Annotated in this window: 23 protein-coding genes; 8 read left to right on the plus strand and 15 right to left on the minus strand. The window is 65.1% G+C overall.

Annotation, left to right across the window (positions count from 1 at the left end):
• Positions 1 to 33 precede the first annotated feature (33 nt).
• Both ACVW1B_RS27040 and ACVW1B_RS27045 read right to left on the minus strand, forming a co-directional pair.
• Positions 34 to 771, minus strand: a complete 738-nt coding sequence (locus ACVW1B_RS27040) for an enoyl-CoA hydratase/isomerase family protein (protein ID WP_229189549.1) — start codon at positions 769 to 771, stop codon at positions 34 to 36.
• Between the two features lie 75 nt (positions 772 to 846).
• A complete protein-coding gene (locus ACVW1B_RS27045) occupies positions 847 to 1,365 on the minus strand; it encodes a cupin domain-containing protein (RefSeq protein ID WP_028338582.1) in 519 nt (172 codons plus the stop codon).
• 145 nt (positions 1,366 to 1,510) lie between these two features.
• Here ACVW1B_RS27045 and ACVW1B_RS27050 point away from each other — a divergent pair, with 145 nt between their 5' ends.
• Positions 1,511 to 1,714, plus strand: coding sequence for a CsbD family protein (locus ACVW1B_RS27050; protein ID WP_225158610.1), 204 nt, complete (start codon positions 1,511 to 1,513; stop codon positions 1,712 to 1,714).
• A gap of 57 nt (positions 1,715 to 1,771) precedes the next feature.
• On the opposite strand, the gene ACVW1B_RS27055 is transcribed toward ACVW1B_RS27050, so the two are convergent.
• From ACVW1B_RS27055 to ggt, 3 genes are all read right to left on the minus strand, one after another.
• Entirely contained in the window at positions 1,772 to 2,761 is a 990-nt protein-coding gene (locus ACVW1B_RS27055) for a D-2-hydroxyacid dehydrogenase family protein (RefSeq protein WP_253607095.1), read from the minus strand.
• 46 nt (positions 2,762 to 2,807) lie between these two features.
• Positions 2,808 to 3,266, minus strand: a complete 459-nt coding sequence (locus ACVW1B_RS27060) for an FKBP-type peptidyl-prolyl cis-trans isomerase (RefSeq protein WP_028333243.1) — start codon at positions 3,264 to 3,266, stop codon at positions 2,808 to 2,810.
• Positions 3,267 to 3,529: 263 nt separating this feature from the next.
• Positions 3,530 to 5,116 carry a gamma-glutamyltransferase gene (gene ggt / locus ACVW1B_RS27065; protein WP_076826098.1) on the minus strand — a complete coding sequence of 529 codons (1,587 nt, stop codon included), beginning with the start codon at positions 5,114 to 5,116 and terminating at the stop codon, positions 3,530 to 3,532.
• Between the two features lie 181 nt (positions 5,117 to 5,297).
• Between ggt and trhO the strand changes: the two genes are divergently transcribed.
• Positions 5,298 to 6,089 carry an oxygen-dependent tRNA uridine(34) hydroxylase TrhO gene (trhO, locus tag ACVW1B_RS27070; RefSeq protein WP_253607094.1) on the plus strand — a complete coding sequence of 264 codons (792 nt, stop codon included), beginning with the start codon at positions 5,298 to 5,300 and terminating at the stop codon, positions 6,087 to 6,089.
• Positions 6,082 to 6,297: a SlyX family protein gene (locus ACVW1B_RS27075; RefSeq protein ID WP_253607093.1), complete on the plus strand. Its 216-nt coding sequence runs from the start codon at positions 6,082 to 6,084 to the stop codon at positions 6,295 to 6,297. The genes trhO and ACVW1B_RS27075 overlap by 8 nt, the downstream gene beginning before the upstream one ends.
• Before the next feature lie 29 nt (positions 6,298 to 6,326).
• On the opposite strand, the gene ACVW1B_RS27080 is transcribed toward ACVW1B_RS27075, so the two are convergent.
• Positions 6,327 to 7,214, minus strand: coding sequence for a LysR family transcriptional regulator (locus ACVW1B_RS27080; RefSeq protein ID WP_225647711.1), 888 nt, complete (start codon positions 7,212 to 7,214; stop codon positions 6,327 to 6,329).
• Positions 7,215 to 7,595: 381 nt separating this feature from the next.
• Between ACVW1B_RS27080 and ACVW1B_RS27085 the strand changes: the two genes are divergently transcribed.
• The 3 genes from ACVW1B_RS27085 (at position 7,596) to ACVW1B_RS27095 (ending at position 10,120) form a co-directional block, all read left to right on the plus strand.
• Entirely contained in the window at positions 7,596 to 8,009 is a 414-nt protein-coding gene (locus ACVW1B_RS27085) for a TadE/TadG family type IV pilus assembly protein (RefSeq protein ID WP_092085917.1), read from the plus strand.
• Position 8,010: 1 nt separating this feature from the next.
• Complete coding sequence (locus ACVW1B_RS27090; RefSeq protein ID WP_253607092.1) at positions 8,011 to 9,681, plus strand: pilus assembly protein TadG-related protein; 1,671 nt, start codon at positions 8,011 to 8,013, stop codon at positions 9,679 to 9,681.
• A gap of 151 nt (positions 9,682 to 9,832) precedes the next feature.
• A complete protein-coding gene (locus ACVW1B_RS27095) occupies positions 9,833 to 10,120 on the plus strand; it encodes a PilZ domain-containing protein (protein ID WP_229189556.1) in 288 nt (95 codons plus the stop codon).
• A 123-nt stretch (positions 10,121 to 10,243) separates the two neighbouring features.
• Here ACVW1B_RS27095 and ACVW1B_RS27100 read toward each other — a convergent pair whose 3' ends face one another.
• A complete protein-coding gene (locus ACVW1B_RS27100) occupies positions 10,244 to 10,429 on the minus strand; it encodes a hypothetical protein (RefSeq protein WP_028333252.1) in 186 nt (61 codons plus the stop codon).
• Between the two features lie 121 nt (positions 10,430 to 10,550).
• Here ACVW1B_RS27100 and hemE point away from each other — a divergent pair, with 121 nt between their 5' ends.
• Positions 10,551 to 11,597 (plus strand): uroporphyrinogen decarboxylase, encoded by a 1,047-nt coding sequence (hemE, locus tag ACVW1B_RS27105; RefSeq protein WP_253607090.1) that lies wholly within the window; start codon positions 10,551 to 10,553, stop codon positions 11,595 to 11,597.
• Positions 11,598 to 11,889: 292 nt separating this feature from the next.
• On the opposite strand, the gene ACVW1B_RS27110 is transcribed toward hemE, so the two are convergent.
• From ACVW1B_RS27110 to ACVW1B_RS27120, 3 genes are read right to left on the minus strand one after another with little or no spacing between them, the layout of a single operon-like run.
• Entirely contained in the window at positions 11,890 to 13,503 is a 1,614-nt protein-coding gene (locus ACVW1B_RS27110) for a GMC family oxidoreductase (protein ID WP_253607089.1), read from the minus strand.
• A 59-nt stretch (positions 13,504 to 13,562) separates the two neighbouring features.
• Positions 13,563 to 15,152, minus strand: coding sequence for a bifunctional 3-(3-hydroxy-phenyl)propionate/3-hydroxycinnamic acid hydroxylase MhpA (gene mhpA / locus ACVW1B_RS27115; protein ID WP_253607088.1), 1,590 nt, complete (start codon positions 15,150 to 15,152; stop codon positions 13,563 to 13,565).
• A 1-nt stretch (position 15,153) separates the two neighbouring features.
• On the minus strand, positions 15,154 to 16,137 hold the full coding sequence (locus ACVW1B_RS27120) for a VOC family protein (RefSeq protein WP_456792887.1): 984 nt from the start codon (positions 16,135 to 16,137) through the stop codon (positions 15,154 to 15,156).
• 277 nt (positions 16,138 to 16,414) lie between these two features.
• Here ACVW1B_RS27120 and ACVW1B_RS27125 point away from each other — a divergent pair, with 277 nt between their 5' ends.
• A complete protein-coding gene (locus ACVW1B_RS27125; protein WP_253607086.1) occupies positions 16,415 to 18,376 on the plus strand; it encodes a putative bifunctional diguanylate cyclase/phosphodiesterase in 1,962 nt (653 codons plus the stop codon).
• A 14-nt stretch (positions 18,377 to 18,390) separates the two neighbouring features.
• On the opposite strand, the gene ACVW1B_RS27130 is transcribed toward ACVW1B_RS27125, so the two are convergent.
• The 5 genes from ACVW1B_RS27130 to ACVW1B_RS27150 form a co-directional block, all read right to left on the minus strand.
• Positions 18,391 to 19,383, minus strand: coding sequence for a PDR/VanB family oxidoreductase (locus tag ACVW1B_RS27130; RefSeq protein WP_253607085.1), 993 nt, complete (start codon positions 19,381 to 19,383; stop codon positions 18,391 to 18,393).
• Positions 19,384 to 19,395: 12 nt separating this feature from the next.
• The gene (locus tag ACVW1B_RS27135) at positions 19,396 to 20,148 is read right to left on the minus strand and encodes a GntR family transcriptional regulator (protein ID WP_456822491.1); all 753 of its coding nucleotides are present in this window, start codon (positions 20,146 to 20,148) and stop codon (positions 19,396 to 19,398) included.
• Between the two features lie 14 nt (positions 20,149 to 20,162).
• Positions 20,163 to 21,212 (minus strand): aromatic ring-hydroxylating dioxygenase subunit alpha, encoded by a 1,050-nt coding sequence (locus ACVW1B_RS27140; RefSeq protein WP_310882712.1) that lies wholly within the window; start codon positions 21,210 to 21,212, stop codon positions 20,163 to 20,165.
• Positions 21,213 to 21,498: 286 nt separating this feature from the next.
• A complete protein-coding gene (locus tag ACVW1B_RS27145) occupies positions 21,499 to 22,488 on the minus strand; it encodes a DUF2778 domain-containing protein (RefSeq protein ID WP_225158626.1) in 990 nt (329 codons plus the stop codon).
• A gap of 261 nt (positions 22,489 to 22,749) precedes the next feature.
• Positions 22,750 to 25,116 (minus strand): putative bifunctional diguanylate cyclase/phosphodiesterase, encoded by a 2,367-nt coding sequence (locus ACVW1B_RS27150; protein ID WP_456822492.1) that lies wholly within the window; start codon positions 25,114 to 25,116, stop codon positions 22,750 to 22,752.
• Positions 25,117 to 25,243 lie beyond the last annotated feature (127 nt).

Consider the following 25,243-nt stretch of genomic DNA (forward strand, 5'->3'; position numbering starts at 1 on the left):
TTTGTCGCGAGCCCCTCGCAATGACGGAAAAGGTCATCGCCCCGTAAATCTCGGCTTGCGCTTCTCGCTGAACGCCCTGGCGCCTTCCTTGAGGTCGTCGCTGTCCTTGATGGCGTCGAGCTGCCGGCGCACCTCCGCGACCGTCTCCAGCGGCCCCTTCGGCATCGCGTCACGCGCGAGCTTCTTGAGCGCCTGCACCACCAGCGGCGCGTTGCCCGCGATCTTGGCCGCCAGCTCCTGCGCCGCCGCAAGGTGCTGCCCCGGTGGCGTGATGCGGTTGACGAAGCCGATCTGGTAGGCCCGCTCGGCCGACAGCTCCTCGCCGACGAGCAGGAACTCCATCGCGATCTTGTGCGGCATGCGCGCCAGCACCGAGGAGACGCCGCCGCCGGTGGTGCCGATCTTGGCTTCCGGATAGACGAACCGCGTCGTCTCCGAGGCGACGCAGATGTCGGCCATCTGCACCAGAACGAAGCCGCCGCCCACCACCCAGCCCGACGTCGCCGCGATCACCGGCTTGTCGAGCTCGACACCGAGCCCGGGCACCGCCTGCCACATATTGGCGGGGAAATCCCGGACGTCAGCGCCGACACAGAAGTACTTCTCCTCGGCCGAGGCCAGCACCGCGACGCGGTCATCGCTGTCGCGAAAGCGCCGCCAGGCATTTTGCAGCTCGTCGCACAGCGCATTGTTGAGCGCGTTGTGCGAGGAGACGCGGTCCATCGTGATGGTCGCGACGTGGTCGGCGCTCTCGTAACGCACGAGCGTCATGCTGGCCTCCTCCCCTGGACTGTCATTCCGGGGCACGCGAAGCGTGAACCCGGAATCTCGACGCAAATGTCGCGGCTATTTCTTCTCGTCGGGATGGCGGTGCACCGGGTCGACCCACAGCACGGTCTCCGGCTTCTCGATCGGCTCGATGTCGAGATTGATCGCGACCGCCTCGCCGTCGGAGCGCACCAGCACGCATTCCAGCACCTCGTCGCGGCTGGCGTTGATCTCCTGATGCGGCACGTAGGGCGGCACGAAGATGAAGTCGCCGGGGCCGGCCTCGGCGGTGAACTGCAGCTTCTCGCCCCAGCGCATCCGCGCCTTGCCCTTGACGACATAGATGATGCTTTCGAGATGGCCGTGATGATGCGCGCCGGTCTTGGCATCCGGCTTGATGCTGACGGTGCCTGCCCACAATTTCTGCGCCCCGACCCGGGCAAAATTGATCGCGGCCTTGCGGTCCATGCCGGCGGTCGACGGCACATTCGGATCGAGCTGGTTGCCGGGAATCACGCGGACGCCGTCGTGCTTCCAGCGCTCGTCGTCGTGATGGTGATGGTCGTGGGAATGGGTGTGATCGTGGGAACCGCTCATCATTCTTGCTTTCGTTGGCCTGATTTCGTGCGTGGAACGCTAGCGAAAAGCAGCCGCGCAGGCGAGCGGAAAATCGGAACCTCGCCGAATCGGAACATCGCCATGTTCCGGCGCGTTATCTCAGCGTATTCGAAGGAGTAATTTCATGGGTAGCACGACCGATAGGATCAAGGGCACGGCCAACGAGGCGATCGGCAGGTTCAAGCGGCGTCTTGGCAAGGTCACCGGCTCTCCGGCGATGCAGGGCAGAGGCGCGATCCTGGAAGCCAAGGGCAAGGGACAGAAGGCACTCGGCGGCATCAAGAGGATCGTCGGCAGGGTGACCTCAGCGGCTCACTGGCCTCGCTGAACGAGAGATGACACGGCCGCCCCATCGAGCCGGCCGATCGAGCATGAACGACGCTGCTCAGCCGCGCGGGCGCGGATGTGCCAGCACATCCGGGTTCACGACATTGGTCGGCGTACCCGCCGCGTACGCCAATATCTGGTCGAAAATGTCGGTGAACTGGATTTCGTACTCGTCGCGCGAGACGTAGCCGAGATGCGGCGTACAGACCACATTGTCCATGTTGAGTAGCGGGTCCGCCGTGTCGCGCAGCGGCTCCTTCTCGTAGACGTCGATCGCGGCCATCCCGGGCCGGCCGGCACGCAGCGCATTGACCAGCGCGCCCGGCTCGATCAGCGGCGCGCGGCTGTTGTTGACGATCAGCGCGGTCTGCTTCATCCGCGCGAGGTCTTCCGCCTTGACGATGCCGCGCGTCGCGTCGACCAAGCGCATATGCAGCGACAGCACGTCGCAGCGGGCAAAGAAATCCGCCTTGCTGACTGATGTCTCATAGCCGTCGGCGCGCGCCTTCGCCATCGCCGGCTCGCGCGCCCAGACCAGCACGTTCATGCCGAACGCCTTGCCATAGCCCGCGACCACGGCGCCGATGCGGCCGTAGCCATAGATGCCGAGCGTCTTGCCGCGCAGCGTATGACCGACGCCGATCTGCCACTTGCCCGCCTTCAGCGCCGCCATCTGTTGCGGGATCGCGCGCATCGCCGCGAGGATCATGCCCCAGGTGAACTCGGCGGTGGCGTAGGACGGCGTATCGGCATGCTGGCTCGACGACACGATGATGCCGAGCCGCGTGCAGGTGTCGATGTCGATATGCGGATAGACGCTGCGCTGGCTGATCAGCTTCAGCTTCGGCAGACGTTCGAGCAGCGGCGTGCGGATCTGGGTTCGCTCGCGGATCAGGACCAGCGCGTCGGTATCGCGCAGCCGTTCGGCGAGTGCATCGACGTCCTGGACGTGATCGTTCCAGATCTTGACGTCATACCCGTCGAGCTTGCGGTAGCAATCGAGGGTGCGCAGCGTGTCGAAATAATCGTCGAGGATCGAGATCTTCATCGCTGCGCCCTTGTTGTTGTGAGCCGGTTACTTGACGCCCATCGGCTTATTTGACGCCAAGCAGTTCGACGTCGAACATCAGCGTGGCGTTCGGAGGGATCACGCCGCCGGCGCCGCGCGCGCCGTAGCCGAGGTTCGGCGGGATGATCAGGGTGCGCTTGCCGCCGACCTTCATGGTGGCGACGCCCTCGTCCCAGCCCTTGATCACGTGACCCTGGCCGATCGGAAACTCGAACGGCTCGTTGCGATCGACGGAGGAGTCGAATTTCTTGCCCTTCTGGCCGTTCTCGTAGAGCCAGCCGGTATAGTGCATGACGCAGGTCTGGCCGGTCTTCGGCGAGGCGCCGGTGCCGACCTTGCTGTCGATGATCTGGAGGCCTGAAGCTGTGGTCATGGGCTTTCCTGCAGTTTGGGCCGTTGCTGTCCCGCTGACAACGGACGTGGAGACTGCCGCCGCAAGGCCGGCAAATGCAGTCTTGATGATCGTGCGTCGGGAAGATCGCATCTTGCACCTCTCGTGAAGGACGGCCGTCTCTAGCCCAGTGCGGGTCGAATCCCTAGCCATTTTTCAGTGACCGGCCATGCCGCCGTCGCGGTCCAGCGCAAAATCGCCGATCAATGGCGACGACGCGCCCGCGATGAGATCACCGATCAGTTGCGCCGCCAGATATGAGTAGGTGATGCCGGTGACGGGCTTCCGCGGGGCAGGACTAGCACCATCCCCGCGACAACACCTTGTTTCCGGCGGCCCCTGATCGGCCGCGACAATCAGTAGCCGAGCGCGCAGCCGTCCTTGCGCGGGTCGGAGCCACCGGTCAGCGTCCCCTTGTCCCAATCGATCCAGATGCCCTGGCCGCCGCCGAGCGGCGCGACCACGCTGGTGGTCTTGTGACCGATCTTCTTCAGGCCTTCGACGATCTCCGCCGGCACAGAGTCCTCGAGCTGGTAGACGCCTTCGTAGTGCAGGCCGCGCGGCATATCGATGGCTTCCTGAATGTCGCAGCCATAGTCGAGCATGTTGGTCAGCACACGGGTCTGGCCGACCGGCTGGTACTGCCCGCCCATCACGCCGTACGGCATCAGCGCACGGCCGTTCCTGGTGACCAGCGCCGGGATGATGGTGTGCAGCGGACGCTTGCCCGGTGCGATGCAATTCGGATGTCCGGGCTGGATGCGGAAGCCGCCGGCGCGGTTCTGCAGCAGGACGCCGGTCTTGTTGGAGACGATCGCCGAGCCGAACGAATGCGCGATCGAATTGATGAACGAGCAGACGTTGCGATCCTTGTCGACCACCGTGATGTAGACCGTCGACGGATTCATCGGCGGCGCGACGTTCGGCAGTTCGAGCAGCCGGTCCATCCGGATGTTCTTGATGTGCTCTTCGGCGAATTCCCTGGCGAGGATGCCGGCAACGTCGACATGCACGTGCTGGGGATCGCCGATATGCTGCTCGCGCATCATGTAGGCGATGCGTGCCGCCTCGGCCTCGAGATGGAAGCGCTCGATGCTGAGCGGCTTGAACTTGGTCAGGTCGAAGCGCGACAGGATGTTGAGCATGACCAGCATGGTGATGCCGGGGCCGTTCGGCGGGCACTGCCAGACGTCGTAGCCCTTGTACATCGTGCCGATCGGCGAGGTCGCCTCGGTCGAGTGCGCGGCGAAGTCCTCGAGCGTGTGCAGGCCGCCGATGCCGCGCAGCGTGTCGACCATGTCGGCGGCGATCTCGCCGCTATAGAAGGCGTCGCGGCCCTTTTGCGCGATCGCGCGCAGCGTCTTGCCGAGCTCGGGCTGGCGGATCACGTCGCCGGCAACCGCGGGCCTGCCGTGCGGCAACAGATAGCGCTCGGTGTTGGTGCCGTTCTTCAGCTTCTCGAAGCCGTTCTTCCAGTCGAAGGCGATGCGCGGCGCGACCACGTAGCCCTCTTCGGCGGCCTTGATCGCGGGCTGCAGCAGCCGGTCGAAGCCGAACTTGCCGTGGTCCTTCAGGATCACGTCCCAGGCATCGACCGCGCCGGGAATGCTGACCGCATGTGCCGAGGTCAGCGGCACCGAATGGATCTTGCGCTCGAGATACCAGTCGGCGGTCGCCGCCATCGGCGCCCGGCCGCTGCCGTTATAGGCGGTGATCTTGCCTTCCCCCCTCGGCTGGATCAGCGCGAAGCAGTCGCCGCCGATGCCGGTCGATTGCGGCTCGATGACGCCGAGCAGCGCACAGGCTGCAACCGCCGCGTCGGCGGCCGTGCCGCCCTCGCGCATCACCTCGATGGCCGCGAGCGCCGCTTCCGGATGCGACGTCGCCACCATCGCGTTCTGGGCGTGGACCGTGGAACGGCCGGCGAAATGGAAATTCCTCATAACGGAGTGCTCGCTTGATCGTGATGGTCTGATGCGGCTGCGGCGGATGATGCCAAGGGAGTACAAAGTACATGGCACACTCATCCCCGGCTGAGCAATGCCTGGCATGCCAGGGGAAATATCCCGACAATGCATGGCTTTGCGGGTTTCGCCGGCTTGGCCGGCCTGATAAATCCCGGCGATGCCCTTCAAGGTCGCCGCCTTCTACCAGTTCGCCGCGCTGCCGGACTTCCGCGCGCTGCGCGAGCCGCTGCGCGCGTTCTGCGCCGGGCTCGATCTCAAGGGCAGCGTGCTGCTCGCCCATGAGGGCATCAACGGCACCATTGCCGGCACCGACCAAGGCATCGATGACTTCGTTGCGGAGCTCAGGTACGGAACGCTGTTCGGCGGCCGCCTCGACAATCTCGAGCTGAAGTTCTCCGAAGCCGCGCAAATGCCGTTCCAGCGGCTCAAGGTGCGGCTGAAGAAGGAGATCGTCACGCTCGGCGACACCACGGTCGATCCGACGCGGCAGGTCGGCACCTATGTCGATGCCGCCGACTGGAACGAGCTGATCGCCGCGCCTGACATCGTGGTGCTCGATACCCGCAACGCGTTCGAGGTCGCGATGGGCACGTTCGAAGGCGCGGTGGATCCCAGGATCGCGAGCTTTGGACAATTCAAGGAATTTGCGGCGAGAAACCTCGATCCGGCGAAGCACCGCAGGATTGCGATGTTCTGCACCGGCGGCATCCGCTGCGAGAAGGCCAGCGCCTATCTGCTCGCGCAAGGTTTTGCCGAGGTCTATCACCTCAAGGGCGGCATCCTGAAATATCTCGAGGAAACCCCGCAGCAGGACAGCCGCTGGCGCGGCGACTGTTTTGTGTTCGACGAGCGTGTTGCGCTCGGCCACGGCCTGCGCGAGCGTGCGGGTGCGCGTTCGAGCGACGCGGAGCGCGAGGCTGCCCCCTGCGAGGCTGCCGTCCATGAATGACACGGCCAAGCTGAGCGAGCGGATCGATGCGCTGGAGGTTCGCCTGACCTATCAGGACGAGGCCATCGAGACGCTGAACCAGACCATCACGGCACAATGGAAGCAGATCGACGCGCTGACGCGCCAGATCGCCGAGTTGCGCGACCGGCTTCAGGAGGCCGAACGCCCGGCGCCCGGCCCCGCCAACGAACGCCCACCGCACTATTGATCGGTGCCGCCGGACCGCGGCAGCACCGGCTACATGTTGCTCACCTGACGCATCGGCTTCGCGCCGCTGAAGAACAGGCTGGACAACCGCTGCACCATCGCCGTGGCGCGGCTGCCTTCGAGACCAGGGCGAACGCACAGCAGGCGCTTCTGCAACGGAAGCTCCGGAAGATAATAATCCTTCGCCGAGATCAGCGAGGACGGGATCATCCGCTCGGGGCACGCCGTCAGGCCGTACCCGGCCCGGGCGGCTTCCAGTCGCAGCTGGTGGTTCGGGCTCCTGAACACGATCTTGTACGTGATGTTGTGCTTGGTGAGCGTCCGGATCATCCAGTCGTCACCAGGCCAGGCCAGGATCGGGATCGGGGCGCCCGGCCGCAGCACAAAATCGCGCGATCGCACCCACACCGACCGCTCCTCGGCTTCGGCGGCGATCGTCACCTCGTCTTCGTTCTCCTGCGAAGGGTTGCTGTAGACGAACGCGATGTCGATGTAGCCGTCGATCAACCCCCTGATGACGGCCGGTGACATGTCGGCGTGCAGCAGAACGTCGGCGAGTGCATCGGAGGGATGCAGCTTCAGGAATTCCTCCGCGAGCATCGTGCTGATTCCCAGCCGCAACGGCTGGGGTCCTTCATGATTGCCGCCGAGCCGAAGCAGTTGATCGTTGGCTTCGAGGATGCGCCTCGCCTGCTGCACGGCGACCTTGCCGAGCTCGGTGGTCGTGGTGCCGTTTGCGGTTCTGACGAAGAGTGCGCCACCAATCAGGCTTTGCAGGCGCTTGACCTGCGAACTGATCGCCGGCTGGCTGAGGCCGAGACGCTCCCCGGCTTTCGACAGGCTGCCTGTCTCCGCGATCGCAACGACGGTGCGAACGATTTCAGTAGGAATATTCAAATGCTGACGCGGTCTATGCATCGCGAGCCCTCCAGTCTCAGCACGGGACGCAATTCCAATCTCCACAGTATGTGATCAGGCTATACTAACATTTGGTTGCACTTTTGTTTAGCTACAATTACCCGCCAAGGCACTGATATTGCAGGCCATATGTATTGTTACGTGCATTGCTCCGCGTATCACGGTATCCAACAACTACATCTCCACACGCTGCAGCACCTCAACCGCACCACACCCCGGGTTTTTGCGGATATCGCATCAAATATTCTGATCGCCCCATAACGCTTCACTGACCCGATAAGTCTGAATTGCGGCCGCTGATTCGCGGAAGCGTTTTCATAGTTTTCCTTAATCAAAGCCTCGCAACGTGACGTCGTCGTTGGCGTTTCGAGGTGTGTTGCAATGACCAGGTTTTTTCGCTGCCGAAACGGTGCGTCCGCTGTCGAATTCGCGCTGATGCTGCCGCTGTTTCTTGCCTTCATTTTCGGCATCATCGTCTTCGGCTCGTATCTCGCCATGGTGCATGGCGTTCAGCAACTCGCCGCCGAAGCGGCGCGGTCATCCATCGCGGGAATGACCGACACCGAACGCAACAGCCTCGCGACGAGCTACGTCACCGCCAACGCGTCGACCTATCCATTGCTCGTCCCCGGCAATCTCACGGTCAATGCCGCGCCGTCTCCATCGAATGCCAACGTCTACGTCGTGACGGTCAACTACAACGCGGCCGGCAACTTCATCTACAAGCTGCCCTTCGTCCCCGCCCCGGCGAGCACCATCGTCCGCTCCGCGGCGATTCAGTACGGGGGATTCTAGGATGAGAGGCGTCCTCATACTGATGCGGCGCTTTGGCGCCGACGAACGAGGAAACTTCGCGATGATCAGCGCCGGCCTGATGACGCTCCTGATCGGGTGCGCTGGTCTTGCCATCGATCTCGGCACGATCTTCGCCGACCGGCGCAAGACGCAGAGCACCGCCGATCTCGCCGCGATCGTCGCCGCCGCCAACCTGAACAATCCGGTCAACGCCGCCACCGCGACGGTGACGCAGAACAAGTACCCGGCCAGTGCGCTGGTCAAGGTCGAGACAGGAACCTACACCGCAAACAGCGCCATCGCGCCGCAGGCCCGTTTCGTGACCCCGGCGGTCGGCACTCCCAACGCCGCGCGGGTCACGCTGAACACCCAGACCCCGCTCTACTTCGCGCGGTACCTCACCGGCGCGAGCAGCTTCACCATCAAGACGACCGCCACCGCGACATCGACCGAAATGGCCTCGTTCGCGATCGGGTCGAGGCTGCTCTCGGTCAACGGCGGCGCGCTCAATGCGCTGCTCGGCTCGATGCTCGGCACCACGCTGTCGCTCTCGGTGATGGACTACAATGCGCTGATCAGCGCGAAGATCGACGCACTGGACTTCCTGTCGGCACTGGCGACCCGGGTCAACCTGACCGGCGTCACCTATAGCGACCTGCTGAGCAGCAACATCAAGGTCGGCGACATCGTCGCGTCGGCGCTGACCACCCAGCAGATCACCAACGGCGCCAACGCGGCGACCACCGCGCTGTCGACGATCTCCCAGGCCGTCACCGGCTCCACCACCAAGATTTCGCCCGGCACGCTGGTCGACCTCGGTCCCTTCGCCAATCTCACGGTGGGGCAGAAACCCAAGGTCGGCGCCAGCGTTTCGGTGTTCGACCTGATTTCCACGGTGGCGCAGATCGCCAACGGCAACCATCAGATCGCGACCTCGATCAATCTCGGCCTGCCCGGCATCGCCAACGTCTCCGTGATCGCAACGATCGGCGAGCGCCCGGTCGGCTCGAGCTGGATCGCGATCGGCACCCAGGGTGTGAGCGTCCACACCGCGCAGACCAGGATCCTGGCGACCATCAATGTGCTCGGCTCCGGCACCGTGTCTGCGATCAATCTCCCGGTCTATGTCGAGGTCGCCTCGGGCACCGCGACGCTCAACGCGGTGTCCTGCGGCCACCCCAACATCAACACCTCGCAGGTCACGATCGGCGTGACGCCTGGGATCGTGGATGCATGGATCGGCAACGTCACGGTCGCCGACATGACCAACTTCACGACCAAGCCCAATCCGCCGCCGGCGACACTGGTCAACCTTGGTCTCGCCACCGTCACCGGCCTCGCCCATGCCGGCATGGGCAACACCACGCCGACCAATGTCAATTTCAGCTACAGCGACATCCAGTCGGGCACCAAGAAGACGGTGACGACGACCAACTTCCTTTCATCGCTGACAGGAAGTCTGCTCGGCGACCTCTCGCTGACCATCAATCTCGGCCCGCTCGGGCTGCCGATCCCGGGATTGGGGGCGCTCGTCATGAGCATCCTGAACGGCGTGACGAGTTCAGTCGATCAGGTGCTGGCGTCGCTGCTCGCGACGCTCGGCATCGGGCTCGGCCAGGTCGACGTTTGGGTGCTGGGCATCCGCTGCGATGGCGCCGTGCTGGTGAACTAGAGCATGATCCGGAAGAGTACGAAGCGGTTTTCCCTCGCGACAAACGCAAAGCGTTTGCGCGGAGATCGTGCTCGAACAAGAAGCGAAAGCGCGACCATCGCGCTTGAGGGGACCGATCGCGACGGGCATCACATCGGGGGAGGAGACTGCCGTGAGCACAACGATAAGATACAAGACCGACAGCCAACGAACGATCCTGCTGAAGCGCGGGACGATCTTCTTCCGCAACAGCAGTGTCGGATGTCTTGTGCTCAACCTCTCGACCGGCGGCGCGGGGCTCGCCGTGGAAAGCGACGTCGCAATCCCGCTCGCGTTCGACCTCGAGATCGAGAGCGAACCGATCCGGCGGCACTGCATTGTGGCCTGGCGCCTGGAGCGCCGGCTCGGCGTGACCTTCGAATCTGACCGGATGCAGCGCCCCGCAAGCGGCCCCGTCTAGACTATCCCGGCGATCACGGTATGCGGACGGGCCCGGTGCTCCGGGCCATCGCTCCGCGGCGAATAGTTCGCCGCATGTGGAACTCTCTTGGCATCGTGGTTAGCAGCCGCTGGCATACACCAGCTAATTGTCCCGATTGCCGTCGTGCTTTGACGGCGCGGGCTGCGTGGCGCTGACCGGATCGGAGGCCGGGAAGGTATCCTCGAGCCCCTCCTTCAGCCGGGTGCGGGCCTTGCGGTCGGCAGCCTGCGCCTCGTGCGGCTTCTCGGCATGCTTGTCGTGCGGGGCAGGATCGAATTTGTCGGCCATGTCGTCCCTCCATTCGGGGGACAACGCGGCCGCGCAAAGGGGGGTTCCAGAACCGCCTTGGCCCATTGCGCTGCAGCGTGTATCAGGGGCGCAAATTTGACCGTGATCAGGAACTATCCGCGTGCCCCAGGATCCCACCAAGAAGCCGCTCATCGACGTGCTATCGGGCCACCGCCAGGCCGTGCCGCCGCTCTGGATGATGCGGCAGGCCGGCCGCTATCTGCCGGAATATCGCGAGCTGCGCGCCAAGGCCGGCGGCTTCCTCGATCTCTGCTTCACGCCCGAATTCGCCGCCGAGGTCACGCTGCAGCCGATCCGCCGGTTCAACTTCGACGCCGCGATCATCTTCTCCGACATCCTGGTAATCCCCTACGCGCTCGGCCGCTCTGTGCGCTTCGAGGCCGGCGAAGGACCGCGGCTCGATCCGCTGGCAACGCCCGGCGAAATCGCGACGTTGGCAACCGATGCCAACTTCGACACGCTCGAGCCGGTTTTTGAAGCACTGCGCCGCGTCCGTCGCGAACTCGCCCCCGAGATCGCACTGATCGGCTTCTGCGGCGCACCGTGGACGGTTGCGACCTACATGGTGGCCGGACAGGGCACGCCGGACCAGGCACCCGCGCGGATGCTTGCCTACCGCCATCCGGATGCGTTCGCCAAGATCATCGACGTGCTGGTCGAGAACTCGATCCACTATCTCGTCGGCCAGTTGAAGGCCGGCGCCGACTGCCTGCAGATCTTCGACACCTGGGCCGGCGTGCTGCCGCCGCGCGAGTTCGCCCGCTGGGCGATCGAGCCGACCCGGCGCATCGTGGCCGGGGTGCGCAAGCAGGTCTCCGATGCCAGGATCATCGGCTTCCCGCGCGGCGCGGCAGGCATGCTGCCGGCCTATGTCGAGCAAACCGGCGTCGATGCGGTCTCGATCGATTGGGCCACCGAGCCGTCGATGATCCGCGAGCGCGTGCAGAGCCGGGTCGCGGTGCAGGGCAATCTCGATCCGCTGGCCCTGATCGCCGGCGGCGCCGCGCTCGACCGCGCGGTGGACGATGTGCTGGAGAACTTCGGCAAGGGACGGATGATCTTCAATCTCGGCCACGGCATTCTCCCCGAGACGCCGATAGCCCATGTCGAGCAGATGGTCGCGCGGGTGCGCGCGTATAAGGGCTGAGACCTTGTAGCCCGGATGGAGCGCAGCGCAATCCGGGACTCTCTCCTCCGTCGCTAGACTAGCCCCGGATTACGCTTCGCTTCATCCGGGCTACGGAGCTTCCCTCACCGTCACCCTGAGGAGACCGCGCAGCGGTCGTCTCGGAGGGTCGACGGCCCAGGTCTGGCCACGAGTAAGGAGGGCGACGCGTCGAAAATATCGGGGCCGTGCATCCTTCGAGACGCGCGCGAGAGCGCGCTCCTCCAGCGACAAAGGCGAAGCCTTTGCGCGGGGATGACGGAACTGAGGACTCCTACCGCGCGTCCTCCAAAATCATGTCGGACGCCTTTTCCGCGATCATGATCGTCGGCGCATTGGTATTGCCCGACATCAGGTCCGGCATGACGGACGCATCGACCACGCGCAGACCTTCGATGCCGCGCACCTTGAGCCGCTGGTCGACCACCGCGAGCGGATCGTTGCCCATCCGGCAGGTCGAGGTCGGATGATAGACCGTACTGCCGGTGCGCCGGCAGAAATCGAGCAGGTCGTCGTCGCTGACCACCGTGGCGCCGGGATCGACCTCGCCCACTGAATAGGATTTCAGCGCCGGCGCGGCCAGGATCTTGCGCAGGATACGGATGCCGTCGATGAAGGCGCGGCGATCGGTCTCGGTCGCCAGATAGTTGATGCGGATTTCCGGCGGCACGCCCGGGTCCGCGCTCCTGATCTTCAGCGAACCGCGGCTCTCCGGACGCAGCTGGCAGACCGAGGCCGTGAAGCCCGAGAACGGATGCAGCTGCTCGCCCATCTTGTCGGTCGAGAACGGCAGGAAGTGGATCTGGATGTCGGGCGAGGCCAGCCGCGGGCTGGTCTTGAAGAACGCGCCGGAGGTGCCGGCGGCGATCGTCAACGGTCCCTTGCGCAGCGCGGCGTAGCGGAGGCCCGCCATGACGCGGCGCACGGGATGATTGATGACGTCATTCAGCGTGACGGTCTGCGCGCAGCGCGTGACGATGCGGACCTGCATGTGATCCTGCAGATCGTTGCCGACGCCGGGCGCATCGAGCACGATGTCGATGCCGTGCTGCTTCAACAGATCGGCCGGGCCGACGCCGGAGAGCTGCAACAATTGCGGCGAGTTGTACGCACCGCTCGATACCAGCACCTCCTTGCGCGCCTTGGCCTTGCGCAACTGACCGTCTTGCTTGTAGGCGACGCCGCTCGCGCGCTTGCCGTCGAACAGGATGCGCTGCGCCAGCGCCGAGGTCTCGACATGAAGATTGCCGCGCGTCAGCGCCGGCCGCAGATAGGACCGCGCCGTCGAGGCGCGCCGGCCGCGCCGCGTCGTGGTCTGGAAGAAGCCCGCGCCCTCCTGGGTCGCGCCGTTGAAATCCGGATTGGTAGGAATGCCGACTTCGGTTGCGGCATGCACGAAGGCTTCCGACAGCGGATCATGATGCCGCCAATCCGACACCGGCAGCGGGCCGCCGGCGCCGTGATAGGTGTTGGAGCCGCGCTGCTGATCCTCCGCCTTCCTGAAATAGGGCAGGACGTCGTCATAGCCCCAGCCGGCATTGCCGCGCTGTCGCCAGCGGTCATAGTCCTCGTGCTGGCCGCGCACATAGAGCAGGCCGTTGATCGAGCTGGAGCCGCCGAGCACCTTGCCGCGCGGCTGGAACACCTGCCGCCCGTTCAGGCCCGGCTCGGGCTCGGTCTGGTACATCCAGTTGACGGATTTTTCCTTGAACAACTTGCCGTAGCCGAGCGGGACATGGATCCAGATGTTGCTGTCCTTCGGTCCGGCCTCGAGCAGCAGCACCGAGTGCTTGCCGTCAGCGCTCAGCCGGTTGGCGAGTACGCAACCGGCCGAGCCGGCGCCGACGATGACGTAATCATACTCTGCCGCATCGTTGTTGTTGTTCACTGGTTTCCCCCGGAATTTCTTTCTTCCGGTGGTACAGACAAAGCGGCGGCTTGAAAAGACTAGCGCCCTGCGCTGAGGTTCTGGAGCAGTTGCTCGACAAGCATACTGAGCTCGCCGGCATTGCGCGCGGCGCCGAAGACGTAGCGGTCCGGCCGCACGATGACCGCCGCGGAGTCATGCTGCCGCATCCAGTCCGCGAACAAACCGTCGCGTTCGATCACGGTCAGGATACCGCCTCGATCGGCAGTTTCGTCTGATGTGGCGATGACGACGCGCTCACCCGACAGACGCTGCCAGGCGGCAGCGAACGCGTCCGACAGCCACGCCATCGGAGCCGCCGCGGTCGTCACGATCGCGAATTCCGGTTGCAGCAGATCGTCGAGCCGGCAGGTCCGCCCATCCGGCGCGCGCACATGCGGCTGCACGAACAGCCGCCCGGCAAGCGCGGCATCGCGCGCGATCAGGCCGGAGACGAGATCGGGGATGAATTTTTGCCTGATGGTTTCGGCCTTGCCGGCCTTCAGGTCGGCGCGCAGCCGCATGTCGCGTTCGACGGCGGCCACCGGATCGAGCTCGCCGATGATCTTGCCGAATTCCTTGGCGCTGGCGACGACGGCGCGGACATGCGGCTTGCGCTCGATCTCGTAACTGTCGAGCAGCGCATCGCCGGCGTCGCCACGAAGAACCAGCCGCAACTTCCAGGCCAGGTTCACCGCATCGCGGATACCCGCGCACAGCCCTTGCCCGAGGAACGGTGGCGTCTGGTGCACGGCATCGCCCATCAGCAGCACGCGGCGGTCGCGCCAGCGCCGGCCGAGCAGCGCGTGAAAACGATAGACCGCCGAGCGCCAGATCGTGAGGTCCGAGATATCGGTGAAACGCTTGAGCAGCTTCACGACGTTGTCGGGCGTGCCGGCCGCCTCGGGGTCCTCGCCGGGCAGCAACTTGATCTCCCAGCGCCGCAAATTGCGCGGGCCCGGCACGAAGGTGCCGGGACGCGACGGCCAGCAATACTGAAAACTCCTGGCCGGCCGCCTGGCGGGATCGCTGGTCAGCGTGTCGACCACCATCCACCATTCATCGAAGGCGAGGTCGTCGAGGCCGATACCGAGCTGCTTGCGGACGAAGCTGTTGGCGCCGTCGCAGCCGACCAGATAGCGCGCGCGGATCAAGAACTCCTCACCGGACTCGCGGCGCGCCGTCAGCATCACCGCGCCATCGTCCTGCTGCAGCGCCACGCCCGTGGCCGCAAGGAAAATGTCGGCATGCGGATAGTCGGCGAGCTTGTCGCGCAGCGCCTGCTCGACGTCCGGCTGCACGAAGGTCACGTTCGGAATCCAGCCGAGCGGAAACGGCGGCGGCATCGGATCGAAGATCTTGATGATCTCGCCGTCGACGCCGAGATAGTGCGAGCCGTTATGCGGGGCGATCGCCTGCTCCATGAAATCGCCGAGCCCGATCGCCTGCAGCACGCGCAGCGCCTCGTGGTCGAGCGTGATCGCGCGCGGCTTGTCGTAGATGTCGGCAACGCGCTCGACGATGGCGACCCTCAAGCCGGATTTCGCGAGCAGATTGGCGAAGATGGCACCGACCGGCCCGAGACCGACGATGGCCACGTCATGGATGGGATAATCGGCTGACAATGACATGCTACTTCGCGAGGTAGCTCTCGAGCGTCAGCGGCTTCGGCTTCATTTGCGGCTCGCGGATCGCGACACCTTCGAACGGCGTCGCCTCCTCGAACCAGGCCTGCCGCGCCGGCAGTCCCCACGGGAACGAGATCGTGTGGTCGGACGGATCCCACCCGACCGGCTCGTTCTCGATGTCCATGATCTGGTAGTGCGTGTTGAACAGCTCGACGCGATGCCCATCGGGATCGCGCATGTAGACATACATCGCGTGTCCCGGCCCATGGCGCCCGGGGCCGCGTTCAACGGCCGCGCCATAGCCGAGCTCGCCGGCGACATCGCAGGCGTTGAGCAGATGGTGAACCTCGGGCGCGAGAAACGCGAAATGATGCAGCCGCGGTCCGGCGCCGTTGAAGAACACGATGTCGTGCGGATTGCCCTTGCGCTGCAGGAATACGCCGCGCAGATCCAATGTGCCCACCGGCGCGATATATTCGCTGAGCCGGAAGCCTGCCGCGGTGTAGAACTCGCATGCCTTGCGCACTTCGGGCGTCAGCACCTGGTAGTGATCGAGCCGCAGCGCCGAGCCGCCGGCATGGCGGGTGAATTTGGTGATCATGCGCGGCTCGACCGGCATGGTTGCGCAGAACTCCAGCGGCGTGCCGGCCGGATCGGTCGCATGCAGGGTGCGGCCCTGATGCGGCACCTCGGCCCAGGCGGCCCGGCATCCCTGCGCTTCGAAGAAGGCCTTGAGCCGGTCGAGGTCATCGTCCTGAAAGACCCGCAGGCCGAGCCGTGCGCAGGCGGCGCCCTCGCCTTTGCGCAACACAAGGCTGTGATGACAGGCCTCCTCGACGCCGCGGAAATAGAGTGCGCCGCCCTCCTCCGCGGTCAGGATCAGCCCAATCACCTTTTCGTAGAACTGCCGGCTCGCCGCAAGATCACGAACGCTCAGGACGACATGGCTGGCCCGCGTGATACGGAACCCGGGATCGTGGTTCGTCATCGGGAGACTCATGCGCACCTTCTGGTTTTTGCCGTTCGCGGGAACCCGACTCATTGCGAAAAACCCGCGGGGGATCAAGCAGCGCGGCCCGCGGCAAGCTTTGCCGCTCCGTGACCTCGCGTCACGCATTTGTATCGATTTGTTAGCAATGCCTGCCGGTGGAACCGAAGGAGCGGCCGGCCGCGGCACGGTCCGTTCCAATAGTTCATAGTTTGTCAAAGGTTTGCAGAGAATTCTTCGCCACTGCGCCATGGCCAAACCGGGCAGGCAAGTAGTGATGCGGACCCATCTGAGATCATATTTCGCGACCCTGTTCGCGGGCGACCTCGCGGCCTTCGGTGCACCACCGACGGATGAAGCGCTTGCCGGCCACATCCGCGCCGAACAGGTCTCGCTGGTGCTCGGCTATTCCTTCGGCATCATGCTGGCCAACGCCTGCAACGCGATGGTGCTGGCGATTGCGCTGTGGCAATCGCCGGACTGGGCCTTTGCGCTGGTGTGGGCGGCCGCCGTGGGCAGCGCGGCGCTGTTCTTCGGCTTGCAGGCGCGGGCATCGCGCCGCATCGCCAAGCCGCAATTCGTGTCGCGCCGAACCATGTACCGGCTGGTGCGCAATGCGCTGGCGCTCGGGACGGCCTGGGGCGTCGTCCCCGTCGCCTTCTTCGCGAACGCATCGAGCGGCGCCCAGCTCGTCATCACCTGCCTGTGCGCCGGAATGCTGGCCGGCGGCGCCTTCGCGTTCTCCACCATCCCGATCGCCGCGATTGCGTTCACCGCGCCGATCTTCGTCGGCACCGCGATCTGCCTCGGCCGGGACGGCGATTTCGTCTACCTCCTGATGGCCGTGCTGGTGCTGGTCTACGGTTCGGTGCTGCTGCGCGGCGTGTTCGTCAACGCGTTCGAGTTCAGGCGCCGGATCATCGCCCAGCACGAGGCCGAGCGGACGGTGAGGCAGGATCCGCTGACGCATCTGCCGAACCGCGTCGCCTTCAATGAGGCGCTCAACGGCGCACTGAACCGACTGGCGCGGTCGGGCGAGGAATTCGCGGTGCTGCTGCTCGATCTCGATCGCTTCAAGGAGGTCAACGACAGGTTCGGCCATCCGGCAGGCGACGAGTTCCTGGTGCAGGTGGCGGCCCGGCTGCAGCGCTGCACGCGCGCGGCCGAACATGTCGCACGGATCGGCGGCGACGAGTTCGCGCTGATCATGTCGAATCTGACGCGGCCCGAGGACGCGCTGGCGATCGCCGAACGGTTCGTCGCGGCCTTTGCCGAGCCGTTCCCGATCGATGGGCTGGAGGTCAACCGGACGATCAGCATCGGCATCGTGCTGGCGCCGCGGGACGGCAGCACGTCCCACGACCTGCTCAAGCATGTCGACATCGCGCTTTACCGGGCGAAGAAATCCGCGCCCGGCACCATCTGCTTCTTCGAGGCCAGCGACGACCGGTCGGCGCGCGACCGCCGTGCCCTGCAGCGGGATCTCGAGCACGCGATCGAGGCGGACGAGCTGTTTCTGGTCTACCAGCCGTTCCTCGACATCCGCAAAGGCCGCGTCACCGGCTTCGAGGCCCTGCTGCGCTGGCAGCATCCGACGCGCGGCCTGATCCCGCCGACCGTCTTCATCCCGATCGCCGAGGAAAGCGGACTGATCCACCAGCTCGGCGAGTGGGTGATCCGCCGCGCCTGCACGATGCTGTCGCGCTGGCCGGACGACATCCGGATCGCAGTCAATTTCTCCGCGGTCCAGTTCCAGAACGTCGGCATCCTGCAGACGATCGTCGACGCGCTGGCCGAGGCGAACGTCGCGCCGAACCGTCTCGAGATCGAGATCACCGAGTCGATGCTGATCTCGAAATACGGATCGGCGCCCGCGATCCTGCACGCGCTGCTCGAGCTCGGCCTGACGGTCGCGCTCGACGATTTCGGCACCGGCTTCTCGTCGCTGACCTATCTGCGCAAGCTGCCGTTCAGCCGTATCAAGATCGATCAATCCTTCATCCGGGACATGCTGACCCAGCCGGACTGCGCCGCGATCGTCAAATCGGTGATCGGCCTCGCGCAGGAGCTGCAGATCGGCGTCGTGGCCGAAGGCGTCGAGACCGCGGATCAGCTCGAATATCTCCGCCAGACCAGTTGCGACGAGGTCCAGGGCTATCTGATCGGGCGGCCGATGTCAGGCAGCGAGATCTCCGCACTGCTCGATCACGATCCGCAGCACTCGGTGCACGCGGCGTAGCGCCGCTCGGCTCGTCAGGGCGCGTCCGACCGATGCAGGGTGTCGACCGTGATGGTGCCGCGGGCACGCGAGACGCAGGCGCAGATCTTGCGGCTCTCCCGCTTCTGATGGTCACTGAAGAAGACGTCGCGATGGTCGATCTCGCCGTCGACATCGACCACGTCGAGCGCGCAGACCCCGCATTCACCGCGCCGGCAGTCGCTCATCACCTCATGACCGGCTTCGTTGAGCACGTCCAGCATCGACCGGTCGCGCGGGATGACGAACTCGGTCCCCAGCTCAGTCCCCTCGCCCCTGAGCCGCACGCGGAACGGCTCGGTCGGCAGCAGCCCGCTCGATCCAAAGGTCTCGTAGCGCAAGTCGGAGAGCGGGCGGCCGGATGCCTCCCAGGCGCGCCGCGCCGCGTCCAGCATCCGCATCGGGCCGCAGAACAGTGTCATGGTGTCCTGCGGCAGCGCCGCAAAGACGCCGTCGAGGTCGAGCCGCCTGCCTTCGTCGCCGGCATGAACGGTGAGGCGGTCGCCGAGCGCACGCTCAAGCATATCGAGATAGACCGCATCGCCGCGCGTGCGCACGGCATAGTGCAGCGTCACGCCGGCGTCGCGGCGGGCGAGCGCCTGTGCCGCACCGACGATCGGCGTGATGCCGATGCCGCCCGCGATCAGGCAGAACTGCCGCCGCGTCCAGTCGAGCTGCACCAGCGAGGTCGGCAGCGTGACGGTGAGCCGCACGCCCGGCGCGAGCGACCACATGTAGCGCGAGCCGCCGCGGGAATCCGCTGCGCGCCGAACTGCGATCCGGTAGCCCTGCGGATCGACTTCGCCGACCAGCGAATAGGAGCGGGTCTGCGGCTGGCCTTCGATGGTGACGCCGACATCGATATGGCTGCCGACCGGATAGGGCGCACCCGTAAAGTTATCCGGCCGCAGCAGGAATTCACGGATGCCGGGCGTGAGGTCGCGCACGGCGAGCAGCGTGGCGGATGTCCAGGTCTCGATGAATCGCATGGCGTTCTCCGCTCAGCCGGCTGCCGAATTGATCAGCGCCAGCGCCGGCAGCAGATCGAGATGGCTGCGATTGCGCAGCGCCAGCCGCAGATTGCGTGCCGCAAGCCTTGCGTGCTCGCGCATGATCGCCTCGGCGCGCGCGCCCTCGCGGTTCTCGATGGCGTCGACCACAATGCGATGGTGATCCTGCGCGATCAGCAGGATCTGGCGCGCCTCAGGCAACGCCGATTGCGCCATCACGAAGCCGCTCGGCGAGGCGAATGGCAGCGCCGAGGCGCGGTCGATCTGCCGGATCAGCGGCGGGCTGCGCGACAGCTCGGTGAGCAACGCGTGGAAGCGCGCGTTGAACGCGACATAGGACGAAAAGGCTTCGACCGAAATCGGATCCTGCCGCACCAGGCCGTCGATCTCGTTGAGGCATTCCTTCAGCGGCTCGAGATCACGCGACGAGACGCCGCGCTCGGCGGCGAAGCGCGCGGCCAGGCCCTCCAGCGTGCCGCGCAGCTCGATCGAATCGAGAATGTCGCGCTCGGAAAATGCCTTGACCATGAAGCCGCCGGAAGGGATCGCCTCCAGCAGGCCTTCCTCCTCCAGCCGGACCAGCGCCATCCGCACCGGCGTGCGCGACACGCCGGTGAACTCGACCGCCTGCAGCTCCGAGATCCGCTCGCCGGGCCGCAGGCCGCCGGAGAGAACGAGGTCGCGCAGCGCAAGCTGCGCCCGCACGGTCTGCGACACTGAACGATCGGTCTCGCGTTCCGCCATGGCTCGCCCCTCGCCTACTCGGCAGCCTGCAGCTGCTGCGGCGGATTTTCCTTCGCCACCATGCGGTCGATGACGCGCCGTGCCCACATTGCGCCGGCGTCGATGTTGAGATTGTAGAACACCCGGTCCGGATTCTCGTCCATCGCCCGCTGCTGCGCTTCCAGGATGATCTCATCCTCATGGAAGATGCCGGCGACGCCGTCGCGGATTTCCGAGGTCAGCCGCTGCTCGGTGATGCGGTGATTGCGGACGAACGCCCAGAAGTAATGGCAGGTCTTCTCGGTCTCGGGCGTGATCGTGTTCAGCACATAGCCGTTGACGCCCTGCGAACGATCGCCCTCCGGCGCGCCCGAACCGGCCGGCGCGACGCCGACGTCGATGTTGACGGTGCACGGCGCTTCGAAGCGGATGATCTGCCAGCGATCGACCGGGCCCGGCTTCTGCAGCTGCCTGGCCCAGAACGGCGGCGCCTCGATGCCCTTCATCCAGCGCGTCACGGTGACCGTCTTCTCGCCATGGGTGACGTCGAACGGCGCCTCGGCGACCGCATCATTGCCGATGCTCGAGCCGTGCACGAAGGTCTCGTGCGTCAGGTCCATCAGATTGTCGACAACGAGGCGATAGTCGCATTTGACGTGAATGGTCTTGCCGTCGCCGGCCCAGGCCGGATCGTGATTCCAGTGCATGTCCGGCACCAGCGCGGGATCGGCCAGTGCGGGATCGCCCATCCAGAGCCAGATGAAGCGATGGCGCTCGACGACGGGAAAGGCGCGGACGCAGGCCGACGGATTGATCGTCTCCTGCGAGGGCATGAAGGTGCAGCGGCCCTGCGCATTGTATTTCAGGCCGTGATAGCCGCAGACCACGGCATCGCCATCGAGCCGGCCCTTGGAGAGCGGCACGAGGCGGTGCCAGCAGGCATCCTCCAGCGCCACCACCTCGCCGTCGCCCTTCCGGTACATCACGACATGCTTTCCGCAGATCGTCCGCGGCAACAGCGCGTGCTTGATCTCGGCATCCCAGCCGGCCGCGTACCACGCGTTCATTGGAAAGGGTTTTGGCACTGGTCCGCCTCTCAGCGTTTATGAATACGCTATGTATACATCGTATCCGCAAAATAGACAATTATGAGGTATCAGGGTATTCATGTCCGATTTTCGGTATACATAATTGCACCGTGTCGGTGGAGACAATCAAGCCGGCGCCGCCTCCAGGGAGAGCTGGCGACAACGTGGTGCGATTTTCCGAGACGATGGAAGAAGCAGCCAGGCCGCGCTGGAGTCGGTCAGCGGATCGAAGGCTGGACTCTTCAGGAGCCTGCGCAATTTGCCGGAGGCGCCGGCGCGCGGCCTACGAGTTCGACGCCGCGCGGGTCGAGGCCGACTGAACATCCTTGATGTTGATGACGACGGCGATGCGCTTGATCGTGCCGCTGCGGTAGGCCTGCAGGAACTTGTCGTAGTGCTTGACCGAGATGCAGCCGTTGGAGTCGCCATTCGGTCCGAGCATGTAGCTGTGGACCAAGAGGCCAACGCGCCCGAACGTGTCGCTGCCATCGACCGGGGTCATGCGCAGCGCGGGCACGCCGTGGAACAGCTTCTCGCGCGGCTTCATCTCATAGATGCCGGGCGGCGTCGCGCCTGCGTTGCGGGCATTCACGTGTGCCGGGTCGTCGAGCAGATTGCCGAGGCCTGAATGCGCCTCGAACTTGGTGCCGTCGGGCATGTACACGATGCGGCCGGTGATGTCGTAGACCGCCGTCGTGCTGTCATAACCGAGCTTGCCGAGGTCGGGGCTCGGACCGGACAACAATCCATCATTCGGATCGAGCGAGGCCAGCTGCATCTTGCCCGGCATCATGTCGGCAATCTTCTGCAGGAACGTCCGATTGTCGCCCTGCTGCACCGGCGCCTGTGGCGGTGGCGGTTGATCGTTACGCGCAAGCAGATTGGCCTCGGCCGGCCGCGACCGCGGCATCGGCACGGTGGACGTCGTCGCTGTGGTCGTGGCGGCGACGGAGGCCGTCGCCGACTGGCTGGTCGGCAGTTCGGTCTGCGTGTCGCGCAGCTGGCCGGACAGCGCGTCCTCGATCTGGCCGAACTCGGAATTGAAATCGCCGCGGCTCGAACGGAACCCGCGGCGCAGTGGATAATAGAGTGAGGCCGAATTGATCGTGGAGCGCGAGCCGAAGCGATCGTCGAAGTTCAGCGAGGCTGAGGTGTTGGCGAGCGCCGGACCGTGAAGCCAAGCGGTGGGGTCGATGCCGACCATCCAGGCGGCAAGGCCAGACGAAAGGGCAAGCGCGCTCACGGCAAACGCCGTGCTGCCCACCAGAGACATGCCGCGGCTCGACTTACGCCGGGCAGGTTTCGTCGTTCGTTGACCCATCAATCCCCAAGTTCGGTGCTCTGGGGCCTGTTACCCGGCCCACCGGGATTCACCGATCACTCATCATATCAGGGAATTAGAGTAAGGCATAATCGAGACAAAGCGCACAACGAGAGGTTTTTTAAACGTTTTTCGGATGGAAAGTGCCAGAGAATCAGCCTTGGGCGGGCTGAATTGACCGAAAAGGTCCCGATTCGGGACGATTTCGGCAGCTCAGGCGATCTTTTCTTCCCAGAGAGTGAGCACCGGGACCGGCTTCCCGATGGCGTAACCCTGGGCGTAATCGACCCCGATCTGGCGCAGCTCGTCCAGGATCGCGAGGTTCTCGACGAACTCCGCGACCACCTGCTTCTGCATGATCTTCGCGGTCTTGGTGATCATCTCGACCATCGCCCGATCGACCTTGCTGTTCAGGATCTCCTTCACGAACGAACCGTCGATCTTGATGATGTCGACCGGCAGGTGCTTCAGATAGGCCATCGAGGACATGCCGGTGCCGAAATCGTCGAGCGAGAAGCTGCAGCCGATCTCGCGCAGCCGCGCGATGAACTTCTGCGCCTCGTCGAGGTTCGAGATTGCGCTGGTCTCGGTGATCTCGAAACACACCGATGCCGGCGAAACGTCAAGCTGCGCGAACAGCCCGGCGACGAAGTCGACGAAGTCGCTGTCGCCGATGGTGGCGCCGGACAGGTTGATGGCGTAGCTCGCAATCTTGCGCGGCTGGTGCTTGCGCTCGGCGATGATCTCGAAGGCGCGGCGAACCACCCAGCGGTCGATCAGCGACATCAGCCCGTAGCGTTCGGCGGCGGGCAGGAAACTGCCGGGCGGCACCAGCGCGCCGCTCTCGTCGCGCAGGCGCAGCAAGAGCTCGCGCCGGTCGTTGCCCTTCAGCACGCCGTTCACCGGGCGGATCTCCTGCTCGTAGAGGCAGAAGCGCCCCTCATCCAGTCCCTTGCGAATGCGATTGACCCAGCTCATCTCGGCAACGCGCACGGCCATGCCGGTGTCGGACGGGCGGTGCTCCTGGACGCGATTGCGTCCCTTGTCCTTGGCAAGGAAACAGGCAACGTCGGCAAGCCGCAACGCGTCCTGCACGCCGGCACTGTCGGCCAGCCCGACCAGGCCGATGCTCGCGCTGATCCGGAAGCTCGCCCCCTCATAAATGAAGCTCGACTGCTCGATCACCGCCCTGACCCGCTCCGCAACGTCGGCAGCGACGTCGTGCGTCGCGGAGCCGTCGTCACGCAGCAGAATGCCGAACTCGTCGCCGCCAAGACGCGCGACAAGGCCGCTGCTGCCGACTTCGGTCGCCAGCAGCCTCGCCACCTGCTTCAGCAACCGGTCGCCCGCCATGTGGCCGCAGGTGTCGTTGACGATCTTGAACTGATCGAGATCGATCAGCATCAGGTCGGCGCCGACGGCCGGCGAGCCCGACATCGCCTTGTGCAGTTCGAACTCGAACTGCCGGCGGTTGGCAAGGCCGGTGAGCGCGTCATGCGAGGCAGCCCACGCCAATTCCTCGACCAGCCGCCGCTCGGCGGTCATGTCGTGAATGATCATGACGCGGCCGGCCGGTTCTCCGGCATGCACGATCGGGGTCTCGACCACCGAGACCGGCACGCTGGAGTGGTCCGGCCGCACCAGGAGCTGTGGCCGGCTTTCGTCGGCGGCGTCGAACGATCCGCGCACCGGCTGCTCGGCAATGTTGAACAGCGACGCTAGCGGCCGTCCCGTCACCTCCTGCCCTGCCGCGATGAGCCGCTGCGCGGCGGCGTTCATGTAGTCGACCCGATCGTCCTGCGTCGTCACGATGACGGCATCGCCGATCGACGCCAGCGTGAGCTGGGCGCGCTCCTTCTCGACCGCGAGCGCGGTCTCGGCAAGCCAGCGCCGCCACAGCATCCGCCGCGTGTGGACCAGCACGATGCCGGCAAGGCAGGCCGCGATCACGAAGTTGACCAGCAGCAGCAGCGCGGAGACCTGACGCGACGCCTTGCCCAGATGATCGGAGAAATCGACGGCGAGCGTGCTCAGCGCCGCATCGACCGTACCGATCCGTTCGGCCCAATGCCTGATGGTCGCAGCCGACGGATCGTGCAGCGCGACGTCGCTCGCCGCCTCGTTCCGGATTTCAATCAGCTGATCGAGCAGCGCATCCGAATTGCGCCATGCCGTCACCGCGCCGGCCACGTGGTGCATCGTGCGGAAATATTTGAACAGCCAGATCAGGCCGCCGATGTCGTCATCATGATTACCTGCCCTGGCGAAGCCGGCCCTCGCCACCGCGTCATTGTCGCCCGGCGCTTCCAGCGCGCGCCGCGCCGTGCGATCGGCCAGCGGCACCGCGATCGCGGCATCGAACTTCTGCAGATAGAGCGGCGCACCGGTGCTGACATAGGTCTGCAGGTAGTGGATGGCGTCCTTCTGCCCCTTCGACCACATGCTTTCGCCGGCCACATAGGCCCTGACCGCGGACATCACCTGCAGGCTGCCCGCCGACAGGCCGCCCAGCAGCAACACGATGGCCAGCAGCGGTCCCACCACCCGCCACAACGACCGGCTTCGAAACGAAAAGAACATGCCCAAATGCGCCCGCCCCTGAAATTATCGGGTGAGCCTAGGAACCGTGACTTAACCTCACGTTGCAAAACGCGATGAGTTTGAAACGACTTGGCTGCAGCACAATTACGTCAAACTTTACGCACCC

This window comes from Bradyrhizobium sp. USDA 4502 (assembly GCF_054063355.1).

Excerpts from the sequence above, each read along its gene's own strand:
- ACVW1B_RS27040 (WP_229189549.1), bottom strand. The coding sequence starts at position 771 with ATGACGCTCGTGCGTTACGAGAGCGCCGACCACGTCGCGACCATCACG.
- ACVW1B_RS27045 (WP_028338582.1), bottom strand. The coding sequence starts at position 1,365 with ATGAGCGGTTCCCACGATCACACCCATTCCCACGACCATCACCATCAC.
- ACVW1B_RS27050 (WP_225158610.1), top strand. The coding sequence starts at position 1,511 with ATGGGTAGCACGACCGATAGGATCAAGGGCACGGCCAACGAGGCGATC.
- ACVW1B_RS27055 (WP_253607095.1), bottom strand. The coding sequence starts at position 2,761 with ATGAAGATCTCGATCCTCGACGATTATTTCGACACGCTGCGCACCCTC.
- ACVW1B_RS27060 (WP_028333243.1), bottom strand. The coding sequence starts at position 3,266 with ATGCGATCTTCCCGACGCACGATCATCAAGACTGCATTTGCCGGCCTT.
- ggt (WP_076826098.1), bottom strand. The coding sequence starts at position 5,116 with ATGAGGAATTTCCATTTCGCCGGCCGTTCCACGGTCCACGCCCAGAAC.
- trhO (WP_253607094.1), top strand. The coding sequence starts at position 5,298 with ATGCCCTTCAAGGTCGCCGCCTTCTACCAGTTCGCCGCGCTGCCGGAC.
- ACVW1B_RS27075 (WP_253607093.1), top strand. The coding sequence starts at position 6,082 with ATGAATGACACGGCCAAGCTGAGCGAGCGGATCGATGCGCTGGAGGTT.
- ACVW1B_RS27080 (WP_225647711.1), bottom strand. The coding sequence starts at position 7,214 with ATGCATAGACCGCGTCAGCATTTGAATATTCCTACTGAAATCGTTCGC.
- ACVW1B_RS27085 (WP_092085917.1), top strand. The coding sequence starts at position 7,596 with ATGACCAGGTTTTTTCGCTGCCGAAACGGTGCGTCCGCTGTCGAATTC.
- ACVW1B_RS27090 (WP_253607092.1), top strand. The coding sequence starts at position 8,011 with ATGAGAGGCGTCCTCATACTGATGCGGCGCTTTGGCGCCGACGAACGA.
- ACVW1B_RS27100 (WP_028333252.1), bottom strand. The coding sequence starts at position 10,429 with ATGGCCGACAAATTCGATCCTGCCCCGCACGACAAGCATGCCGAGAAG.
- mhpA (WP_253607088.1), bottom strand. The coding sequence starts at position 15,152 with ATGTCATTGTCAGCCGATTATCCCATCCATGACGTGGCCATCGTCGGT.
- ACVW1B_RS27120 (WP_456792887.1), bottom strand. The coding sequence starts at position 16,137 with ATGACGAACCACGATCCCGGGTTCCGTATCACGCGGGCCAGCCATGTC.
- ACVW1B_RS27125 (WP_253607086.1), top strand. The coding sequence starts at position 16,415 with ATGCGGACCCATCTGAGATCATATTTCGCGACCCTGTTCGCGGGCGAC.
- ACVW1B_RS27130 (WP_253607085.1), bottom strand. The coding sequence starts at position 19,383 with ATGCGATTCATCGAGACCTGGACATCCGCCACGCTGCTCGCCGTGCGC.
- ACVW1B_RS27135 (WP_456822491.1), bottom strand. The coding sequence starts at position 20,148 with ATGGCGGAACGCGAGACCGATCGTTCAGTGTCGCAGACCGTGCGGGCG.
- ACVW1B_RS27145 (WP_225158626.1), bottom strand. The coding sequence starts at position 22,488 with ATGTCTCTGGTGGGCAGCACGGCGTTTGCCGTGAGCGCGCTTGCCCTT.
- ACVW1B_RS27150 (WP_456822492.1), bottom strand. The coding sequence starts at position 25,116 with ATGTTCTTTTCGTTTCGAAGCCGGTCGTTGTGGCGGGTGGTGGGACCG.